General features: G+C 60.4%; 21 protein-coding genes and 2 tRNA genes. 22 read left to right on the plus strand and 1 reads right to left on the minus strand.

What is annotated here, in order from left to right; all coding sequences use genetic code 11:
- Positions 1-5: 5 nt before the first annotated feature.
- From ARB25_RS03705 to proC, 21 genes are all read left to right on the plus strand, one after another.
- Positions 6-899, plus strand: coding sequence for a type II secretion system F family protein (locus tag ARB25_RS03705; RefSeq protein ID WP_253276040.1), 894 nt, complete (start codon positions 6-8; stop codon positions 897-899).
- Complete coding sequence (locus tag ARB25_RS03710; RefSeq protein WP_055285906.1) at positions 896-1,537, plus strand: type II secretion system F family protein; 642 nt, start codon at positions 896-898, stop codon at positions 1,535-1,537. Before ARB25_RS03705 ends, ARB25_RS03710 begins: the two co-directional genes overlap by 4 nt.
- A 10-nt stretch (positions 1,538-1,547) precedes the next feature.
- Complete coding sequence (locus tag ARB25_RS03715; protein WP_138374415.1) at positions 1,548-1,781, plus strand: hypothetical protein; 234 nt, start codon at positions 1,548-1,550, stop codon at positions 1,779-1,781.
- Positions 1,745-2,308 carry a hypothetical protein gene (locus ARB25_RS03720; RefSeq protein ID WP_055285908.1) on the plus strand — a complete coding sequence of 188 codons (564 nt, stop codon included), beginning with the start codon at positions 1,745-1,747 and terminating at the stop codon, positions 2,306-2,308. Before ARB25_RS03715 ends, ARB25_RS03720 begins: the two co-directional genes overlap by 37 nt.
- A 1-nt stretch (position 2,309) precedes the next feature.
- A complete protein-coding gene (locus ARB25_RS03725) occupies positions 2,310-2,528 on the plus strand; it encodes a hypothetical protein (RefSeq protein WP_055285909.1) in 219 nt (72 codons plus the stop codon).
- Complete coding sequence (locus tag ARB25_RS03730) at positions 2,464-3,000, plus strand: TadE/TadG family type IV pilus assembly protein (RefSeq protein ID WP_082421851.1); 537 nt, start codon at positions 2,464-2,466, stop codon at positions 2,998-3,000. Before ARB25_RS03725 ends, ARB25_RS03730 begins: the two co-directional genes overlap by 65 nt.
- Positions 2,972-5,125, plus strand: coding sequence for a hypothetical protein (locus ARB25_RS03735; RefSeq protein ID WP_253276041.1), 2,154 nt, complete (start codon positions 2,972-2,974; stop codon positions 5,123-5,125). The genes ARB25_RS03730 and ARB25_RS03735 overlap by 29 nt, the downstream gene beginning before the upstream one ends.
- Positions 5,125-5,601 (plus strand): TadE/TadG family type IV pilus assembly protein, encoded by a 477-nt coding sequence (locus tag ARB25_RS03740; RefSeq protein ID WP_055285913.1) that lies wholly within the window; start codon positions 5,125-5,127, stop codon positions 5,599-5,601. Before ARB25_RS03735 ends, ARB25_RS03740 begins: the two co-directional genes overlap by 1 nt.
- Positions 5,577-5,957, plus strand: a complete 381-nt coding sequence (locus tag ARB25_RS03745) for a DUF192 domain-containing protein (RefSeq protein ID WP_070100730.1) — start codon at positions 5,577-5,579, stop codon at positions 5,955-5,957. The genes ARB25_RS03740 and ARB25_RS03745 overlap by 25 nt, the downstream gene beginning before the upstream one ends.
- 59 nt (positions 5,958-6,016) lie before the next feature.
- Positions 6,017-6,283, plus strand: coding sequence for a hypothetical protein (locus ARB25_RS03750; RefSeq protein WP_035136816.1), 267 nt, complete (start codon positions 6,017-6,019; stop codon positions 6,281-6,283).
- Entirely contained in the window at positions 6,283-6,567 is a 285-nt protein-coding gene (locus ARB25_RS03755; protein WP_035137167.1) for an ATP-binding protein, read from the plus strand. Before ARB25_RS03750 ends, ARB25_RS03755 begins: the two co-directional genes overlap by 1 nt.
- 123 nt (positions 6,568-6,690) lie before the next feature.
- Positions 6,691-6,763 (plus strand) — tRNA-Phe (locus tag ARB25_RS03760).
- Between the two features lie 483 nt (positions 6,764-7,246).
- A complete protein-coding gene (locus ARB25_RS03765) occupies positions 7,247-8,308 on the plus strand; it encodes a glycoside hydrolase family 5 protein (protein WP_055285917.1) in 1,062 nt (353 codons plus the stop codon).
- Positions 8,309-8,314: 6 nt separating this feature from the next.
- Complete coding sequence (gene rsmI / locus ARB25_RS03770) at positions 8,315-9,193, plus strand: 16S rRNA (cytidine(1402)-2'-O)-methyltransferase (protein WP_055285919.1); 879 nt, start codon at positions 8,315-8,317, stop codon at positions 9,191-9,193.
- A 69-nt stretch (positions 9,194-9,262) separates the two neighbouring features.
- A complete protein-coding gene (metG, locus tag ARB25_RS03775) occupies positions 9,263-10,864 on the plus strand; it encodes a methionine--tRNA ligase (RefSeq protein ID WP_055285920.1) in 1,602 nt (533 codons plus the stop codon).
- A 107-nt stretch (positions 10,865-10,971) separates the two neighbouring features.
- Positions 10,972-11,832 carry a 16S rRNA (adenine(1518)-N(6)/adenine(1519)-N(6))-dimethyltransferase RsmA gene (rsmA, locus tag ARB25_RS03780; RefSeq protein ID WP_055285922.1) on the plus strand — a complete coding sequence of 287 codons (861 nt, stop codon included), beginning with the start codon at positions 10,972-10,974 and terminating at the stop codon, positions 11,830-11,832.
- Positions 11,822-12,739, plus strand: coding sequence for a TatD family hydrolase (locus ARB25_RS03785; protein ID WP_055285924.1), 918 nt, complete (start codon positions 11,822-11,824; stop codon positions 12,737-12,739). The genes rsmA and ARB25_RS03785 overlap by 11 nt, the downstream gene beginning before the upstream one ends.
- A 43-nt stretch (positions 12,740-12,782) precedes the next feature.
- A tRNA-Leu gene (locus ARB25_RS03790) sits at positions 12,783-12,869 on the plus strand.
- 306 nt (positions 12,870-13,175) lie between these two features.
- Complete coding sequence (locus ARB25_RS03795) at positions 13,176-14,114, plus strand: SPFH domain-containing protein (RefSeq protein ID WP_055285926.1); 939 nt, start codon at positions 13,176-13,178, stop codon at positions 14,112-14,114.
- A 6-nt stretch (positions 14,115-14,120) separates the two neighbouring features.
- Entirely contained in the window at positions 14,121-14,591 is a 471-nt protein-coding gene (gene rlmH, locus ARB25_RS03800; RefSeq protein ID WP_035136824.1) for a 23S rRNA (pseudouridine(1915)-N(3))-methyltransferase RlmH, read from the plus strand.
- Positions 14,592-14,664: 73 nt separating this feature from the next.
- Positions 14,665-15,435, plus strand: a complete 771-nt coding sequence (gene proC, locus ARB25_RS03805) for a pyrroline-5-carboxylate reductase (protein WP_055285927.1) — start codon at positions 14,665-14,667, stop codon at positions 15,433-15,435.
- Positions 15,436-15,592: 157 nt separating this feature from the next.
- On the opposite strand, the gene ARB25_RS10125 is transcribed toward proC, so the two are convergent.
- Positions 15,593-15,766, minus strand: a complete 174-nt coding sequence (locus ARB25_RS10125) for a DUF6724 family protein (protein WP_006235069.1) — start codon at positions 15,764-15,766, stop codon at positions 15,593-15,595.
- A 111-nt stretch (positions 15,767-15,877) separates the two neighbouring features.
- Between ARB25_RS10125 and serS the strand changes: the two genes are divergently transcribed.
- Positions 15,878-17,161, plus strand: a complete 1,284-nt coding sequence (gene serS / locus ARB25_RS03810) for a serine--tRNA ligase (protein WP_055285929.1) — start codon at positions 15,878-15,880, stop codon at positions 17,159-17,161.
- Positions 17,162-17,248 lie beyond the last annotated feature (87 nt).

Raw genomic sequence — 17,248 nt, forward strand, 5'->3', positions numbered from 1 at the left:
GGGGTTTGGCAGGGTTTTCTGTTGCGACGGCGTGCGGGGCGGAACCTCGTGTGCCGCAGGTGCCGCCGGCGGAGCTGGCGCGTCAGGCGCTCGAGACGGTGGCAGAGAAGCTGCCGCGTGAGCTGGTGGAAAACGATCTGCTGAAAAAGATCGCCCGTTCGTGGGCATCGCTGGCTCCGGCGCATCGCCTTGGCCTCGTGATCGAGGATGCTTCGGGGTGTTTGGCGTTTCTGCTGCTATCGAGCGGTGTCTGCTGCGTTTTACTAACGATGGTGTCGTTATCGCCCCTCGGATTTGCCTTGGGACTTGTTGCTCCGATTGCCGTTGGCGCCGCTCGGGATGGCTTTGAGAGCCGGCGCGAGCAACACGATGCAGAAGAGGCCATGCCCGAGGCGTTTACCGCACTTTCCATGTCGCTTGCCTCGGGACATTCGCTGGCCCAGGGCATGCGCTTTGTGGGCGCTCATGCGCAAGAGCCGGTACATACCGAGTTTTTGCGGGTAGCGGCGGCGATCGATTGCGGCATCTCGGCGACCGACGCGCTCGATGACTTGCTCGTGCGCATCGACGCCCCCGGTCTTTCGCTTGTGACCTTGGCGCTTAAGGTGTCACAGCGCACTGGCGCTCCGCTTGCCGACTTACTGTCCGAGGCGTCGAGCATGGTGGGGGAGCGCATTGAGCTCAAGCGCCGCCTGGATGTTAAGACGTCGCAGGCTCGCATGTCTGCGCATATGGTCGCGGCGATGCCGGCGGGCATGTGCGCGGTGTTGGCGCTGCTTTCGGCAGATTTTCGTCGCGGTCTTGCGACGCCTGCCGGCGCGGGCGCTGTGGTGCTGGGTCTTGCCCTCAACGCCGTTGCCCTGGTGGTTATCCGGCGCATTATGAGGGTGGAGCTATGAGCGCCCCAGTTGCAGTTGCGGCTTGCCTGTGCGCCCTGAGTGTATTTGTCGCGACGGGTTTGGATCGGGCGGATGCGCGCAAGATCGCAGGGGCCTGCAAGCGCGAGGCGGTGCTGGTCGCTGCCGCGGGTCGCTCGGTGGTCGATGCCCTGACCGCGCGAGTGAAGGGCGCGGTTGGAGCGGGCGGCCCGGCGCGAGTTTCGCTCGGCGAAGTGTCCGAGATGATCGATGTTGTGCGCTTGGGTCTTTCGGCCGGTCTTTCGTTTGATGCAGCGCTTGAGATTTTCTGCGCCAACCGCCGGTCAGTGCTGGCTCTTCGCCTTGAGCGGGCCTGCATGGCGTGGCAGGTGGGCGTGGGCATGCGTGAGGACGAGTTGTTGGCCGCCGCACGCGACCTGGACGTGCGAGCGCTCGAGACCTTTGCCATCACGGTGGGGCAGGCGCTCGCTCTGGGTGCCCCACTTGCCGAGACACTGGCCGCTCAAAGTCGCGAGATCCGTGCGGCTCATCGCGCCGCGGTCGAGCGTGAGATTGAGCGTGCGCCCGTCAAGCTGCTGATTCCCACCGGCACGCTCATCTTGCCGGCGTTGCTTCTGTCCATATTGGGCCCGCTGCTGGGAGCAGGCGGGATGATGTAGGGAGGAATACATGAACACGATGACTGACGCTGCTGGCAAGGTCCAGGGCTGGGCGTTTTGCCGGGCGGCACATGTTCGTCAGCGCGCCAAGGAGCTACTGCAGGAGGAGAGTGCACAGGGTACCACCGAGTATGCCATCTTGGTCGGCGTGCTCGTGGTGATCGCGATTATCGCCATCGTCGCATTTAAGGGCAAGGTTAAAGAGCTATGGGATGCGATCAGCGAGGGCATCAACAGCCTGTAGAGGGCGAGCGCCCCATCGGGGTGCTGCTGGTGTTTGCTTGCCTGACCGTGGCGATAGCGGCGGTGCTTTGGGGGCTAAACGCCGCGCGGCAGCAGCGTCCTGGGGCCGCCTTCGATTCGGGCTCAGATTCGGCGGTGGCGTCTCAAAAAGATGAGATGCGAGATGCGGACGATTCGGATGTCGCTGTCACGGCGCAAACCTTTCTGCGGATGCTCGACAAGCGGTCTGGCACTGCGACGGATTCGCCTGAGGACAACGCGATTGCGGTCCGGCTTGCATGGTCCGAGGACCGACCGATGACCGAGACAGCGGCGGATATGTTACGCGCCTACCGCGAGGTGCCAACGGCCCAGCTCGCCCTGAGCGGCTATCTCGATATTAAGGGTAACGTATGGGGCGCCATTGTGCGCGATGGGCGCGGCTGGGTCGATATGGTGACGGTTGCCGCGGATACTGGCGATGCTTCGTGTCGTCTGCGCGCGGTGCGCCTGGCCCCGCAAACAATAAGCTCAAAGGAGGGGTCGTGAAATGCATGACGTCCTGCGCGAGGAATCTGCCCAGGCGACGGTCGAATACGCCATCGTCACGGTGGCGCTGTTATCGATCGTGCTGGCGATTGCGGGGCTTTGGCGTGCTGGCACCGATGGGCACTTGGCGGCGCTGGTTGAGCGGGCGGCATCCCATGGCGTTGCCTCGACGTCGGTTATCGACGCCGCTGCGGGCGCTAAGGACATCGCGTTGTATTGATATCGCGCGCGAGGACCGGGCGCAGTCTACGGTCGAGGCTGCTTTTTTGCTGCCGACGTTTCTGATGCTCATTCTTCTCGCACTGCAACCGGTGTGTTTGCTCTATACGCGCGCGGTCATGGAGTCTGCCGCTGCCGAGACCGCGCGGCTCATGACCACGACGACGGCGGAGGACGACGATCTTAAGGAGTTCACCCGCCGCCGGCTTGCCGCAGTGCCTAACGTTTCGATCTTTCATGCCGGCGGGCCGTTGTCGTGGGATATCGAGCTTGGCCGGGCCGGTGCGGGTGGTGTCTCGTCCGTGTCCGTTTCCGGCGAGGTCAAGCCGTTGCCTGTGATCGGTGCGTTTGCGCAGGCTATGGGTGGTACCGCCGAGGGCGGCTACGTTGAGCTCAAGGTCGATGTCTCGTATCAATCGCGTCCCGAATGGCTGGAGGGAGATTATGATTCGTGGATTGCTGCATGGGATTAAGCGTTTCTGGTCTAGATGCGTTTTGACGCGCCGTCCGAGCTGCCATCGCAAGCGAGGCGGCTTTATGGGCCGCGCCGGTATCGACCTGTTTATCGAAGACGGTGCCTACACCACGCTTTCTTCTGCCGTGGTCATCCTGGTGGTGCTCACGTTGTTGTTTTCGTCGACCGCGGCGATATGGAGCATGTCGCGTGCCGGGGATACCCAGGTGGCGGCCGATAGCGGCGCGCTGGCGGGTGCCAACGTGGTGTCGTCCTATCACACGGCTGCCACGGTGGTTGATGCGAGCATCTTGAGTCTGGGGCTAGCGGGGTTTGCCACAATCGGGACGGGCCTGGTTGCCATTCTCATCCCAGGTGCCGAACCAGTTGCCGGCAATATGGTCGACACCGGGATTGAGATCATTAAAACGCGCAACAAGTTTGCCAAAAGCGCATCGGAAGGCTTGCAGAAAATCGAGACGGCTCTGCCGTATCTGATTGCCGCGCGTGCCACGCAGGCGGTGTCGGCGCAGGATACCGATAGTGTGGCCTATACCGGTACGGCGCTTGCCGTGCCCAGGACATCCGAGTCGGACTTCGCTGCGCTCAAAGGGTCAGAGATCTCGACCGATACCATTAAAGACACATCAGATGATTTAGAGCGTGCGGCCGAGGAGCTGCGGAAGGCTTCAGAGGACACGGCGAAGGCTAAAGAGCGCGCTTGGCTGGCGGATTGTGGCGGGTCTGACAAGGGCTCGGTCAGCAGCTGTTCTTGCATGTGGGAGCGTGTGAAAAGTCTAACGGATCTCTCTGGTGCTCAAAATCCGCATTACGCTTCGAGCGTTACGTGGGAACCGCAAGTGGCGCTCGATCGCGCGAAGGCCTACTATCGCCAGCGCCTGGCAAATGAGAAACCGCTTGGCGAGGGTCCGGAAAAACAGGCAGATTCTGCTGCACGAAAGGTGTTCTTCGCTTATGCGGGCGAAGAAGTCGAGCGGGCATATATAACTGAAAAGGACGGCAAAGTTTCCGCCCGCATCCCTTTCCTTCCGCGAAATCCAGATGAGGCGCGGACGACTGAACTCTATACCGATGCGCGTTGGCCCACGAGTGAAGTAGATAAAGTTACCTATTTGCATTATGGGACTGACTGTCCAAATTACAAAAAAGGAAAGCCGGGTGGGCTGGCATCCGTCGCAGATTTTGACGGTCACGAAACGTGTAGCGAATGCCATTTCGGTGTGTCGTCTTTAGGGTACGTTGCGATTGCAACGACTTCTGTCGAAAGGGGCTTCGAGTACCACTTCGATAAGTTCAAAGAGGCTCTGGAAGACTACGTCGAATGCCGCAACAAAGAACTCGAACTTGAGCGTCAGACCGAGGATGAGGCCGACCGTGCGGGCAATGCGTTTGACCAGGCCATTAAAGCGCTTTCCGGCGAGCGCCCGCGTATCGCCCCACCTGGCCGCAACGGCGTGGTCGCCTTTGCAGTTTCGGGCGACATTACCAGCCCCGATCAACTTAACTCCTCGTTTAACGCGGCAGTCAGGCTTGGCGATCGCGGTGCTATCTCTGCCGCGGTGCTGGCGCCCGATGAGGCGACGGCGCAAAACAACGTGCTTTCGCGATTTTTCTCGACATTGAAGGAACGCTCGGGCGGCGTTGCCGGCGTGCTCGACGGCGTCATGGATGTTTGGGGACGGCTACTCGTGGGATACGGTGATATCCAAGGCTCAGCCGACGAACTTATGGACGAGATGATTAAAGGCCTAGGAGGGGGTAGCGGCGCGTTGGGCTCCATCGCATCGTGGCTCGGCGATACCGTTTCGGCGTCCGTGGCGGCGCTGGGTTTGGAACCGTGCGACTTGCGCCTGCGAAAGCCGGTGCTGACCGATTCCGCCAATATCATTAAGAGTCCGGGGTCTGACATTGCGGGTCTCTCTCAAGCGCAAGACAAACTGCGAAGTATTCCGTTGGGCGTGACCGATCCCAAGGCGCTTTGCGAGGCGTTGGAATATCAAGTCGAACGCACCATTAGCGGTACGGTGTTCACACTTGCGGAGATTCCTCTGCCCGGCGGCGGCTCCATCCCGCTCACCGTCGATGTCGCCACGCTGGTTGGCGCTCTGGGCGGTGGGTCGTAATGAGTATCCGCATGCGTCTGCGCGAGGAGCGCGCCCAAGCGACGGTGGAGATGGCAGTGGTTACGCCCGTTTTGCTGGTGCTGGCACTCATCGTGTACAACGTCATGATCTTTGCCAGCGCTGTCGCGCGCTTCGACCGCGTGGTGCCCGACATCGTGCTAGCGCATGCCGTGGCGTCGGAGGGGGAGGGCGACGAAAGCTCTGCCGATGCCTCGGCGACGGTTCAGACTCAAATTCTGAATGCCATGGAAGGCTATGACTTGCAGATCGAAGTGTCGAGCGAGCAAGGCGCGGAGGCATCGGATGGTGGCCTGCTCTCCCTATCCGGTACGTTTAGGACCTACACCTGCACCATGCACTATGAGCCGTGGCCGACTTCTCTCAGCATCGCTGGCGTTCCGCTGGGGGCGCCGACAACGTTGTCGCACGAGCGTGCGGTGACGGTCGATCCATGGCGTCCGGGGGTGGTCATGTGACCGCGGTCTCGTCCTACGTCGCCTACGCGCGGGCACTCAACAGGCTGGGTTGGACGCCGGCCGAGTTTGCGGTGGCGGAGTCGTTTGTCGTGCGCCTGCGCGGCATGCTGGGACGGCGTCCGGTTGCCGCCAACGGCCTGCCGCTCGTCATGGCGTTTCCACGCTGCTCTTCGGTCCATACGTGTTTTATGGCCTATCCCATCGACATCGCCTTCATCGATCGCGACGGCAATATCCTCGCGCGCTACGAAAACGTCCGTCCTTGGCACATGTGTTCCTGTCCCGGTGCCTGGGCGGTATTGGAACGCCCTTCAATCCTCGCTACACCTCCCGCCCTCCAACAAGTGCCGGCGTAAGAGATTGGCGACAGCGGACTTTCGTCATACGAAATTGGGTAAGATGGAGGAGAAGATGCATGGATGTTGAGATCCATCCGAACGCCAAAAAACACTTGACGGAAAAGCAGGTACTAGGTGCCTGGTTCGCGGTTACTGAGTGCATTCGCCGCGAGTCGGAGGACGAGCCGCCGAGATGGCTTGCCATTGGATGGCTTCCAGATGGTCGAAGTGTGGAACTTGTTGCGGTCGAACTAATTCGTGGATGGCTCATTATTCATGCCCTGTCTCCGGTTCAGAAGAAATTCTGGCAAGAGATCGAGCGAGCTCGGCAGAGGGGTCGATGATGGGCAAGACGTATACGGCCGCTAATGGTCAGGTTGTAACGGATGAAATGATTGACGCGTGGTGCGAGTCGTACGAGCGCGGAGAGTTTCCGGATGGCGAACACACCGTTGGTGGGATCGTGCATGGACGGCCCCCACTCTCAGGTGAGGGGACGGCAACGCTGTCGGTCAAGATTCCTCTGGGAATGAAGGAGGCCATTCGTCGACGGGCGGCTGCCGAGGGGATGACGCCAAGTGAGTTTGCCCGTGCGGCTCTGAGTGAAAAACTTCTTGCTGCCGGCTGATGCCTCTGACGTGCCGATTTATAGAACCGAGGCTGTGCTCAAAAACTTTTTTAAAATTCTCGGTTGACCGGAACGCGTCCTTGGTTATACTAATCAAGCCTTGAAACAAGGCACACCTCAAATGGCTGGGTAGCTCAGTTGGTAGAGCAGAGGACTGAAAATCCTCGTGTCAGGGGTTCGATTCCCTTCCCCGCCACCTTGAATTGACTAGGACCTCTGCAAAGGGGTCCTTTTCTTTTATGTAGGGTTCTGCGGAAACTGCGTCCCGGAATTTGGCTTCAGAGTGGGATGCGTTTTCCGCTTTGATGTCGCTTGGGAAAGCGCGACCCGGAATCCGGCGTCAGAATGGGACGTGCTTTCCTTTTGCGGCCTTTGGCGGAAACTGCGTCCCAGATCTCGCGCTCAGAACGGGATGCATTTTCCGATTGAGGCCTCGAGCGGAAAATGCATCCCAGTCTTTTGCGAAAAACGGGATGCGCTTTCCGGCGCTTACTTCCGACGTGCGCGCACATCTCGGCGCACCAGCTCCTGCCCACCTGTCCCAGACATTCCTCCCACTTTTGCGCCACTTTGTAGACCGTTCGGTCGCCTGTCTGCATGCGCGGGTATACTCAAATCGATAGATATGTCATGCAAGAGCGATGCGGGCTTAGCCCGTATGATTCAAAAGGGGGCAGTGATGGAGAGGATACTCGGCGTTAATCTCTCTGGCTGGTTTATTCCCGAGCCTTGGGTGACCCCGTCGCTGTACGCGGCGACCGGTGCATCCAACGCGGCCGAGCTGCAGGAGGCCATGGGCACCGCCGCCTATAACGAGCGCATGCGCCGTCATTACGAGACGTTTGTGAGCGAGGATGATTTCCGTCGCATGGCGCAGATCGGCCTCAACGCCGTGCGCCTGCCGGTGCCTTGGTATGCCTTTGGCTCACAGGAGTCCGATGCCTCCTACATCTCGGTTGTCGACTACATCGACCGTGCAATTGAGTGGGCTGCCAAGTACGACATCCGCGTGCTGCTCGATCTGGCAACTGTGCCCGGTGGCCAGGGCGATTCCAATGATTCGCCCACCACGCCAGAGGCTGTTGCCGAGTGGCATTCGTCCACCAACGGCCGTCATGTGGCACTCGACGTGCTCGAGCGCCTGGCCGATCGCTACGGCGAGGCCGAGAGCCTGCTGGGTATTGAGCTGCTGGATACGCCGCAGATGAGCGTCCGCAAGAGTCTCTTTGCCATGACGGATGGCATTCCGGCTCACTACCTGCGCAATTTCTATCGCGATGCCTACGAGCTCGTCCGTTCGTATATGCCCGAGGATAAGATCGTCGTCTTTTCGTCTTCGGGGCATCCCAGCGAGTGGAAGCATTTTATGCGCGGCGCCAAGTACAAGAACGTCTACATGGACCTTCACCTGTACCATTACCGCGACGAGTATGCGCTCGATATCACGAGCCCCCGCGGGCTGACGACGGCGATTTCCCGTAACAAGCGCGAGCTTAAAGAAGCGATTTCGACTGGGTTCCCCGTGCTGGTGGGCGAATGGTCGGGCGCGGCGATCTTTGCCAACTCGTCGGTTACGCCCGAGGGCCGCAATGCCTACGAGCGCGTGTTTATCGCCAACCAGCTGGCTTCGTTTGCGCCGGCTGCCGGTTGGTTCTTCCAAACGTGGAAGACCGAGAAGCGCATTGCAGCATGGGACGCCCGCGCGGCGCTCGGTACGCTCGAGCGCGGCATGATTGAATAGGTTGATATGACGCAAAACAGCACCCATACGGGCAAACTCTATGTGGTCGGCACGCCCATCGGCAACCTGGGCGACCTGTCCCCGCGCGTTGGCGAGGCGTTTGCCGCCGCCGATGCCATCTGCTGCGAAGACACGCGTGTGACGTCAAAGCTGCTGATGCATCTGGGCATTTCCAAGCCGCTTGTCCGTTGCGACGAGAATGTGATCGCCAGCCGCGCCGTCGGCCTGGTCGACCGTCTGCTGGCGGGGGAGACCCTCGCTTTTGCCTCGGACGCCGGCATGCCGAGTGTGTCCGATCCCGGACAGGCGCTGGTCGAGGCGGCGCGTGAGGCCGATGTGCCCGTTGAAGTTATTCCCGGGCCCTCTGCTTGCGTCACGGCGCTCGTTTCGTCCGGCATTCCCTGCGAGCATTTTTTCTTCGAGGGCTTTTTGGGCCGAAAGCACGGCGACCGCGTGCGCCGTTTACAGCGCCTTGCCGTGGTGCCCGGCGCACTCATCTTCTACGAGTCTCCACATCGCATCGTGGCGACGCTCGAGGCCGTGGCGGAGGTCTTTCCCCAGCGTGAGGTTGCCGTCTGCCGCGAACTCACCAAGCTGCACGAGGAGGTCTTGCGCGGGCCCGCTGCTCAGCTTGCCGAGGAGCTGCATGCTCGCGGCGAGGTAAAGGGCGAGATTGCGCTGGTCATCGCGCCGCCGAGCGAGGATGAGGAGGCCGGTATCGTGCCGGTTGGCGCCGCGGCAGCGGATCCCGACGAGGCCCTGCGCGAGGATATCCGCGCCGCGCTCGAGGAGGGGGAGCCCGCCTCTGCGGTGGCCAAGCGCCTGTCTCAGAAGTATTCGCGCCGCAAGCGCGATGTCTATGCCATGGTGCTCGATATGCAATAGATGGAGGATATCCAGCCCTTGCGCTAGAATCATCCCCTGTATGCAACGTTTTTCTGGAGGACAAACCCCATGGATCAAAGCAAGCCTTCGTTCTTTATCACGACGCCCATCTACTACGTCAACGCCGATCCGCACCTGGGCACGGCTTATTCCACCATCATCGCCGACGTTCAGGCTCGCTATCGCCGCTCCGCCGGCTATAACGTCAAGTTCCTGACCGGCATGGACGAGCACGGCGAGAAGGTCGCCGAGGCCGCGGCCAAGCACAACATGACGCCGCAGGAGTGGACCGACAGCCAGGCTCCGCACTTCAAGGAGCTTTGGAGCAAGCTCGAGATTTCCAACGACGACTTCATCCGCACCACCGAGCCGCGCCAGCATCATGCCGTGCAGTACCTGTGGGAGCGCATGAAGGAGTCCGGCTACCTGTATAAGGGCAGCTACGACGGTTGGTATTGCGTGCCTGACGAGACCTACTTCACTGATACGCAGGTCCAGAAGGGCGACGAGGAGTACGGCAGCGTCGGCCAGCACCTGTGCCCCGACTGCCACCGTCCGCTTGAGCGCGTGCAGGAGGAGTCCTACTTCTTTAAGCTTTCCGCCTTCCAGGACAAGCTGCTCAAGCTCTATGACGAGCACCCCGACTTTGTCGAGCCTGCGTTCCGCATGAACGAGGTACGTAGCTTTGTCGAGGGCGGCCTTAATGACCTTTCCGTGAGCCGTACGAGCTTTGACTGGGGCATTCAGGTCCCGTTTGACGAGGGTCACGTGACCTACGTGTGGTTCGATGCGCTGCTCAACTATATGACGGCCGTCGGCTACGGTGTCGACACCGACGAGGCGCGTGCCGAGCTGGCCTATCGCTGGCCCGCGCAGTTCCACATCGTGGGCAAGGACATCATCCGCTTCCACTGCGTCATTTGGCCCGCCATGCTCATGGCCATCGGCGAGGCCCTGCCCGAGCACGTCTTTGCCCACGGCTTCCTGACCGTGCGCAATGCCGAGACCGGCAAGGCCGAGAAGATGTCCAAGAGCCGCGGCAACGCCATCGCTCCGCAGGACGTTATCGACATGTTGGGCGTCGAGGGCTATCGCTACTACTTTATGACCGACGTCGTCCCCGGCACCGACGGTGCCATCAGCTTCGATCGCATGGAGCAGGTCTACAACGCCGACCTGGCCAACAGCTGGGGCAACCTTATCTCGCGTTCGCTCAACATGAGCGGCAAGTACTTTGATGGTTGCGCGCCCGCCAAGCCCGCATCGTTCGATGCGTTCGACAACCCGCTGGCAAAGATCGCCGATGGTCTGGTCGAGCGCTACATGGCCAAGATGGACGTGCTCGATTACGGCGGAGCCAAGGACGAGGTCATGGAGCTCATCCATGCCGCCAACCACTACATCGAGGACTCCGAGCCTTGGGCACTTGCCAAGGACGAGGCCAAGGCTGACGAGCTGGCGTTTGTGATCTACAACCTGCTCGAGGCCATCCGCATTGCCGCCCACCTGCTGATGCCGCTCATGCCTCAGACCTCTGCCGAGGCCCTGCGCCGCCTGTCCTGCGAGGACGAGGCCGCGACCGACGACCTCAAGGGCATTTGCGCTTGGGGCCTGCTTGCCGGCGGTCAGCCTGTCGAGAAGGGCGAGCCGCTGTTCCCGCGTCTGGGCTAAGACGCAGCGCGCCATATCGGCAATTTGCTGTTTAGCTGTAAGGGCATGGCCGCCACGGTCCATGCCCTTTTGTTTCAAGACGCCGCCATCATGCTAAGGAGGCAACCATGACAACTTCGCCTTTGGCAAACCCCACGGCCACCAGGGAGCTGCTGGAGGAGTTTGGCCTTGCGACCAAGCATCGCCTGGGCCAGAACTTCCTGATCGACAACCATGTAATTGAGCGCATTTGCGAGCTTGCCGAGCTTGCAGGCGATGAGCGCGTGCTCGAGGTTGGTCCGGGCGTTGGTACGCTCACGCTTGCGCTGTTGCAGGAGGCGGCGTGCGTCACGTCGATCGAGGCCGATCCCGAGCTCGAGCCGGTGCTCGATGCTCACGCCGCCGACTACGCCAACTTCCGCTTTATCATGGGCGACGCGCTTAAGGTGACGCCGGAGCAGATTGAGCAGGCCGCCGGCGGTGAGCCGACGGTATTTGTCGCGAACTTGCCCTATAACGTGGCGGCGACGATCATCCTGCAGTTCTTCCAGACGATGCCCGCGCTCAAGCGTGCCGTCGTCATGGTGCAAAAGGAGGTTGCCGATCGCATTGCCGCAGTGCCGGGCAACAAGACCTATGGCGGCTATACGGCAAAGCTCGGCCTGTATGCGCAGGTGACGGGTCGCTTTGAGGTGCCGCCGCGTTGCTTTATGCCGGCGCCGCACGTGGACTCGGCCGTCGTGCGTATCGACCGTGTTGACGGCGTGGTGCCCGAGGGGCTCGATCGCGAATTTGTGGCCCGCGTGATTGATGCTGCATTTGCTCAGCGTCGCAAGACCATCCGCAATTCCATGAGCGCCAACGGTTTTGCCAAGGACGTGCTCGATGCCGCTTTTGAGGTTTGCGGTATCGCACCCACCACGCGCGCCGAGACGCTCGATGTTGCCGACTTTGTCCGTCTGGCCCGGGAGCTAATCCATGACGCCTAATGCCGAACGCGTGACGTTTACCAAGAAAAAGAAGACGGTTGCTTGTCCCGTGCCCTTGGCGCCGCTTGCCGACACGCATGCACATCTGCTTTCGTTTTGGGGCAAGGATGTGCCCGAGACGCTCGTGCGCGCCAAAGCCGCGGGCGTCGACCTGTTGGTGACGATGTTCGACCCCATTGCCGACAAGCGCAGCGTGGCGGACTATAGCGACTGGCTGGTGCGCGAGATTCTTCCGATGCAGGATATCCCGCAGATCAAGTATCTTGCCGGCGTGCATCCGTATGGCGCGCCGGACTATACCGACGACGTTCATGCACAGGTCGTTGCGGCACTTGATGACCCCTTATGCGCCGGTATTGGCGAAATCGGCCTGGACTATCACATGGACTATGACGACGATATCGCGCCGGCACCCCATAACGTGCAGATTGATTGCATGGCGCGCCAGCTCGAGCTTGCCGTGCGCCGCAATGTGCCGGTGGAGCTGCACCTGCGTCACGAGGACTCGGATGGGGAGCGCACCTCGCACGTTGATGCGTACAACGTACTGCGCGAGGTGGGTGTGCCCCAGGCTGGTTGTGTGCTGCACTGTTTTGGCGAGGACCGCGCCACGATGGAGCGCTTTGTGGATTTGGGCTGCTATATCGCCTATGGCGGTGCGGCCACCTTTAAGCGCAACGACGATGTGCGCGAGGCATTTGCGGCAACCCCACTCGATCGAATTTTGTTCGAGACGGATTGCCCGTATATGGCTCCGGAGCCCATCCGCGGTCTTGAATGCGAGCCCGCAATGATCTCCATTACGGCAAACACGCTGGTCAACGACCGTGTCGATCGTACCGGCGAGGATGCTGAGGCAATCGCGCGAGCAGCTTGGGAAAATGCCTGCAAACTTTTTCAAAAATAGTTCTTGCGTTCGCGATGGCGCTCCGTTATTCTAATTCCTGAACGCGGGCGTGGCGGAATTGGCAGACGCGTACGGTTCAGGTCCGTATGGGGGCAACCCCATGAAGGTTCAAGTCCTTTCGCCCGCACCATTAAATTAAAGAGCTCCCAGCAATGGGAGCTTTTTTGTTATGGGCCCATCACAGGGACTTGAACCTGTGAAGGAGCGAGCGTAAAGAAAACGCGGAGCGTTTTTAGCGAGCTGGCGAGGACGCCGGCAGGCGGCCGAAGCCGGTGCGGATCCGCGAAGCGGATACGCGGACGTCCTTTCGCCCGCACCATTAAATGAAAGAGCTCCCAGCAATGGGAGCTTTTTTGTTATGGGCCTCTTGTTGATGTCACGTTGCTGCTTCGTGCGGGTATCCTAGTGCCAACGTGTGCCTATCAGAGGAGAGACCATGCTGTTGTCCGGAATCATTGCCGCCCTTACGAGTCTTCTGCTTCCCATCATCATTTTGCTGCTGCTGCTCCCCAACGCCTGCTATGTCGTTGAACAGCAGCATGCCGTAATCATCGAGCGCCTGGGCAAGTTTAACCGCATCGTCAACGCGGGCTTCCACATGAAGGTGCCCGTAATCGACCGCAAAGCCGCCACGGTGAGTCTACGCACCATGAAAAACGGTTTTGGTATCGACGTTAAGACTCAGGACAATGTGACCATCGGCCTCGAGGTCTCTGCTCAATATCACGTGAGTTATGACATGGGTGCTGGCCCGGCGGATTCGGGCATCTACAAGAGCTACTATATGCTGCAGGAGCCCGTCGACCAGATGCGTGACTTCATCACCGACGCCCTGCGCTCTTCGATTCCCGTCTACACACTCGATGAGGTCTTTGCCAAGAAGGATGACATCGCCAAGGATGTCAACGCTACCGTGTCCGAGCAGATGGCTGCCTACGGCTTCACCCTCGTGTCGACACTCATCACCAAAATCGCGCTGCCGACCGAGGTCGAGAACTCCATGAACGACATCAATGCCGCCCAGCGAAAGCGCGCTGCCGCGCAGGAGCTCGCCGAGGCCGACCGCATCAAGCGCGTCACCGAGGCGACCGCCGAGGCTGAGGCGATGGAAAAGGCGGGCGAGGGCATCGCCAACCAGCGCAAGGCCATCGCGCTGGGCATCAAGGATTCGCTCGAGATCATCCAGGAGACGGGAGTCGGTAACGACGAGGCCAACCAGCTGTTCATGTTTACGCAGTGGTCCGAGATGATGACGGAGTTCGCTCGTACGGGTAAAACCTCGACGGTCGTGCTGCCGAGCGATTTCTCGCAGTCGGCCTCGATGTTCGAGCAGATGCTGACAGCCAGCAAAGTTCAAAACGATTCGAAGGAGTAGACGCGCGTGAAATACACCGTCGTTTGCGTCGGTAAGCTCAAGGAGCGCTTTTGGAAGGACGCGTGCGCTGAGTACACCAAGCGCCTAGGTGCCTATGCCAAGGTTGATATCCGCGAGGTGGCCGATATCGACCCGGCTAAGGCGGGCGGCGTGGATGCCGCACGCGACAAGGAGGGGGCGGCAATTCTTGCTGCATTGCCGTCTCGGGCGCATGTGATCCTGCTAGCTATCGAGGGCAAGGAGCGTTCGAGTGAGGAGCTCTCGGCGCGGCTCGACGATCTTATGCTGCGAGGCAGCAGCGACATTGCCTTTGTAATCGGCGGTTCGGACGGCGTGAGTGATGAGGTGCGCGCCCGCGCCGATGAGATGCTCAGCTTTGGACGCATTACCTTGCCGCATAACCTGGCGCGTGTGGTGCTGCTAGAGCAGATTTACCGTGCCTGCAAGATCAGTCGTGGCGAGCCGTATCACAAATAGGTCGGCAATACGAAACAATGGCGTGGGACAATACCTTTCGTTTTGAGGAATGTGTCTGAAAGGACTATGAGATATGAAGATTGGATTTGTCGGTTTTGGCAATATGGCGAGCGCTATGGCCGATGGCTGGATCGCTGCCGGTGTAGCTGCGAGCGACATGTGCGCCTGCGCGGGTCGCTACGACGCACTGGTTGAGCGCTGCGAGGCACGCGGCATGGTCGCCTGCCACGATGCCGCCGAGGTTGTCGCCGCATCCGATATCGTGGTCGCTGCGGTCAAACCGTACATGATCGAGAAGGTATTCGCCCCGCTCAAGGATGCTCTTGCCAAAAAGGTCGTTCTGTCGGTTGCCTGGACCTGGGACAGTGCCAAGTGGGAGCAGGTCCTGCCGGGCGTCGCGCATATCTCGACGGTGCCCAACACACCGGTTTCGGTGGGCGAGGGCGTCATCGCTTGCGAGAAGGCTTCCACGCTTAGTGATGAGCAGAGCGCCGTGGTGCTTGATCTGCTTGGCAAACTCGGTGCGGTGGTCGAGCTTGATACGAGCCTGCTGTTTGTGGGCGGCACGGTGGGTGGTTGCGCTCCGGCATTTGTCGCCATGGCAATCGAGGCCCTGGGCGATGCGGCGGTCAAGCACGGTATCCCGCGTGCCGATGCCTATCGCATTGTGAGCCAGATGGTGCTGGGTACGGCAAAGCTGCAGCTTGCAACTGGCCAGCATCCTGCGGCGATGAAGGATGCCGTATGCTCGCCCGGTGGTGCCACCATCAAGGGCGTCGTTGCGCTCGAGGACGCCGGCATGCGCAGCGCCCTGGTCAAGGCAATCGACGCAACTCTCCAGTAAAACCTGCCATTTAGGGACAGGTTTATTTTGGCAGGTTTTTCCTGCGGTTTTGTCCTTTTAGTGAAAAGCGCCCCGCAACTGGCTCAATTCCAGTTGCGGGGCGCTTGCGTTTGCCCAGATAAAACAGACCAAAATAAACCTGTCCCTTTTTGGCAGGTTAGTCCCAGAAGCTGTCTTCTTCATCCTCGGACTTGGGTCCGCGGTCGACGTACATCTTATGGGTACGCTTCTCCATTACAAAGGCAAGAATCGCAAATAACAGGATGCCGCCGGCGAAAAGGATGGCAAAACCGGTGCGGGTGCCAAACAAAAAGGAAAAAACTGCGTCCATTGGGTGCCTTCTTGCGTAGTTGAGTTGGGTCGTAAACGCTCATAAGTATATACTTGCCCATACATGTACAAGGTTGCAACCTAAATGGAATGTATATCGCCGGAGGATCTAATGCTTGATATCAAGTTTGTTCGCGAGAACCCCGATGCCATCGATGTCGCCATGGCTAACCGCCAGACGTCTTGGGATCGCGAGAAGTTCTTTGAGCTCGACGACGAGCGTCGTGCCGTCATCACCGAGGTCGAGGAGCTCCAGGCTACGCGTAATGCCGAGTCCAAGAAGATCGGCGCCCTGATGAAGGAGGGCAAGAAGGACGAGGCCGAGGCCGCCAAGGAGGCCGTGCGCGCCGTCAACGAGAAGATTGACGGTCTGGCCGAGCGCCGTACTGCTCTCGAGCAGGAGCAGTACGACTTCATGGCTCACCTGCCCAACATTCCTTGCGAGGCCACGCCGTACGGCAAGGACGAGGACGAGAACATTGAGCGCCGTCGTTGGGGCACCCCGCGCGAGTTCGACTTCGACTTTAAGCCGCACTGGGATCTGGGCACCGATCTGGACATCCTCGACTTCGAGCGCGGCAACAAGCTCTCCGGCAGTCGTTTCACCGTTCTCGGTGGCGCCGGCGCCCGCCTGGAGCGTGCCCTCATCAACTTCTTCCTCGATACGCACACCAGCCGTGGTTTTAAGGAGTGGTGGCCGCCCATCGTCGTCAAGCGTCAGACCATGTTTGGCACGGGTCAGCTGCCCAAGTTCGAGGATGACGCCTACCACGTCTCGGGCGACAACTTCCTGATCCCCACCGCCGAGGTCGTGCTCACCAACCTGCACGCCGGTGAGGTCCTCGATGCCGACACCCTGCCGCGCCGCTACACCGCCTTCACCCCCTGCTTCCGCGAGGAGGCCGGTTCCGCCGGTCGCGACACCCGCGGCATTATCCGTCAGCACGAGTTCGACAAGGTCGAGATGGTCAAGTTCGCTAAGCCGGAGGAGTCCGACGAGGAGCTCGAGAGCATGACCGCCGAGGCCGAGTACCTGCTGCAGCAGCTGGGCCTTCCGTATCGCGTGATTAGCCTGTGCACCGGCGACCTGGGCTTCTCCGCCCGTCAGACCTACGACATCGAGGTCTGGCTGCCGAGCTACAACGCTTACAAGGAGATCAGCTCCTGCTCCAACTGCGGCGACTTCCAGGCCCGTCGCGCCAACATCAAGTATCGCGACCCCGAGAACTTCAAGGGTTCGCGCTACCTGCACACTCTCAACGGTTCCGGTCTGCCGGCCGGCCGCACCATGGCCGCCATTCTGGAGAACTACCAGAACGCCGACGGCACCATCACGATCCCCGAGGTTCTGCGTCCTTACATGGGCGGTCTCGAGAAGATCGAGCCGGTCGCGTAAGTTGGCTGCATAGGGGATATGCAAGGGCGCTCCTTCGGGGGCGCCCTATTTCGTGCGCAGGTCCATACCATGCCGTGCGGACAGCTC

Source organism: Collinsella aerofaciens (genome assembly GCF_001405375.1).
GTDB classification, from domain to species: Bacteria; Actinomycetota; Coriobacteriia; order Coriobacteriales; family Coriobacteriaceae; genus Collinsella; species Collinsella aerofaciens_F.

Excerpts from the sequence above, each read along its gene's own strand:
- ARB25_RS03710 (WP_055285906.1), top strand. The coding sequence starts at position 896 with ATGAGCGCCCCAGTTGCAGTTGCGGCTTGCCTGTGCGCCCTGAGTGTA.
- ARB25_RS03745 (WP_070100730.1), top strand. The coding sequence starts at position 5,577 with ATGGCGTCCGGGGGTGGTCATGTGACCGCGGTCTCGTCCTACGTCGCC.
- ARB25_RS10125 (WP_006235069.1), bottom strand. The coding sequence starts at position 15,766 with ATGGACGCAGTTTTTTCCTTTTTGTTTGGCACCCGCACCGGTTTTGCC.
- ARB25_RS03765 (WP_055285917.1), top strand. The coding sequence starts at position 7,247 with ATGGAGAGGATACTCGGCGTTAATCTCTCTGGCTGGTTTATTCCCGAG.
- proC (WP_055285927.1), top strand. The coding sequence starts at position 14,665 with ATGAAGATTGGATTTGTCGGTTTTGGCAATATGGCGAGCGCTATGGCC.
- ARB25_RS03720 (WP_055285908.1), top strand. The coding sequence starts at position 1,745 with ATGGGATGCGATCAGCGAGGGCATCAACAGCCTGTAGAGGGCGAGCGC.
- ARB25_RS03740 (WP_055285913.1), top strand. The coding sequence starts at position 5,125 with ATGAGTATCCGCATGCGTCTGCGCGAGGAGCGCGCCCAAGCGACGGTG.
- ARB25_RS03795 (WP_055285926.1), top strand. The coding sequence starts at position 13,176 with ATGCTGTTGTCCGGAATCATTGCCGCCCTTACGAGTCTTCTGCTTCCC.
- ARB25_RS03715 (WP_138374415.1), top strand. The coding sequence starts at position 1,548 with ATGAACACGATGACTGACGCTGCTGGCAAGGTCCAGGGCTGGGCGTTT.
- serS (WP_055285929.1), top strand. The coding sequence starts at position 15,878 with ATGCTTGATATCAAGTTTGTTCGCGAGAACCCCGATGCCATCGATGTC.
- ARB25_RS03725 (WP_055285909.1), top strand. The coding sequence starts at position 2,310 with ATGCATGACGTCCTGCGCGAGGAATCTGCCCAGGCGACGGTCGAATAC.
- ARB25_RS03735 (WP_253276041.1), top strand. The coding sequence starts at position 2,972 with ATGATTCGTGGATTGCTGCATGGGATTAAGCGTTTCTGGTCTAGATGC.
- ARB25_RS03755 (WP_035137167.1), top strand. The coding sequence starts at position 6,283 with ATGGGCAAGACGTATACGGCCGCTAATGGTCAGGTTGTAACGGATGAA.
- ARB25_RS03785 (WP_055285924.1), top strand. The coding sequence starts at position 11,822 with ATGACGCCTAATGCCGAACGCGTGACGTTTACCAAGAAAAAGAAGACG.
- rsmA (WP_055285922.1), top strand. The coding sequence starts at position 10,972 with ATGACAACTTCGCCTTTGGCAAACCCCACGGCCACCAGGGAGCTGCTG.
- ARB25_RS03730 (WP_082421851.1), top strand. The coding sequence starts at position 2,464 with ATGGCGTTGCCTCGACGTCGGTTATCGACGCCGCTGCGGGCGCTAAGG.
- ARB25_RS03750 (WP_035136816.1), top strand. The coding sequence starts at position 6,017 with ATGGATGTTGAGATCCATCCGAACGCCAAAAAACACTTGACGGAAAAG.
- rsmI (WP_055285919.1), top strand. The coding sequence starts at position 8,315 with ATGACGCAAAACAGCACCCATACGGGCAAACTCTATGTGGTCGGCACG.
- metG (WP_055285920.1), top strand. The coding sequence starts at position 9,263 with ATGGATCAAAGCAAGCCTTCGTTCTTTATCACGACGCCCATCTACTAC.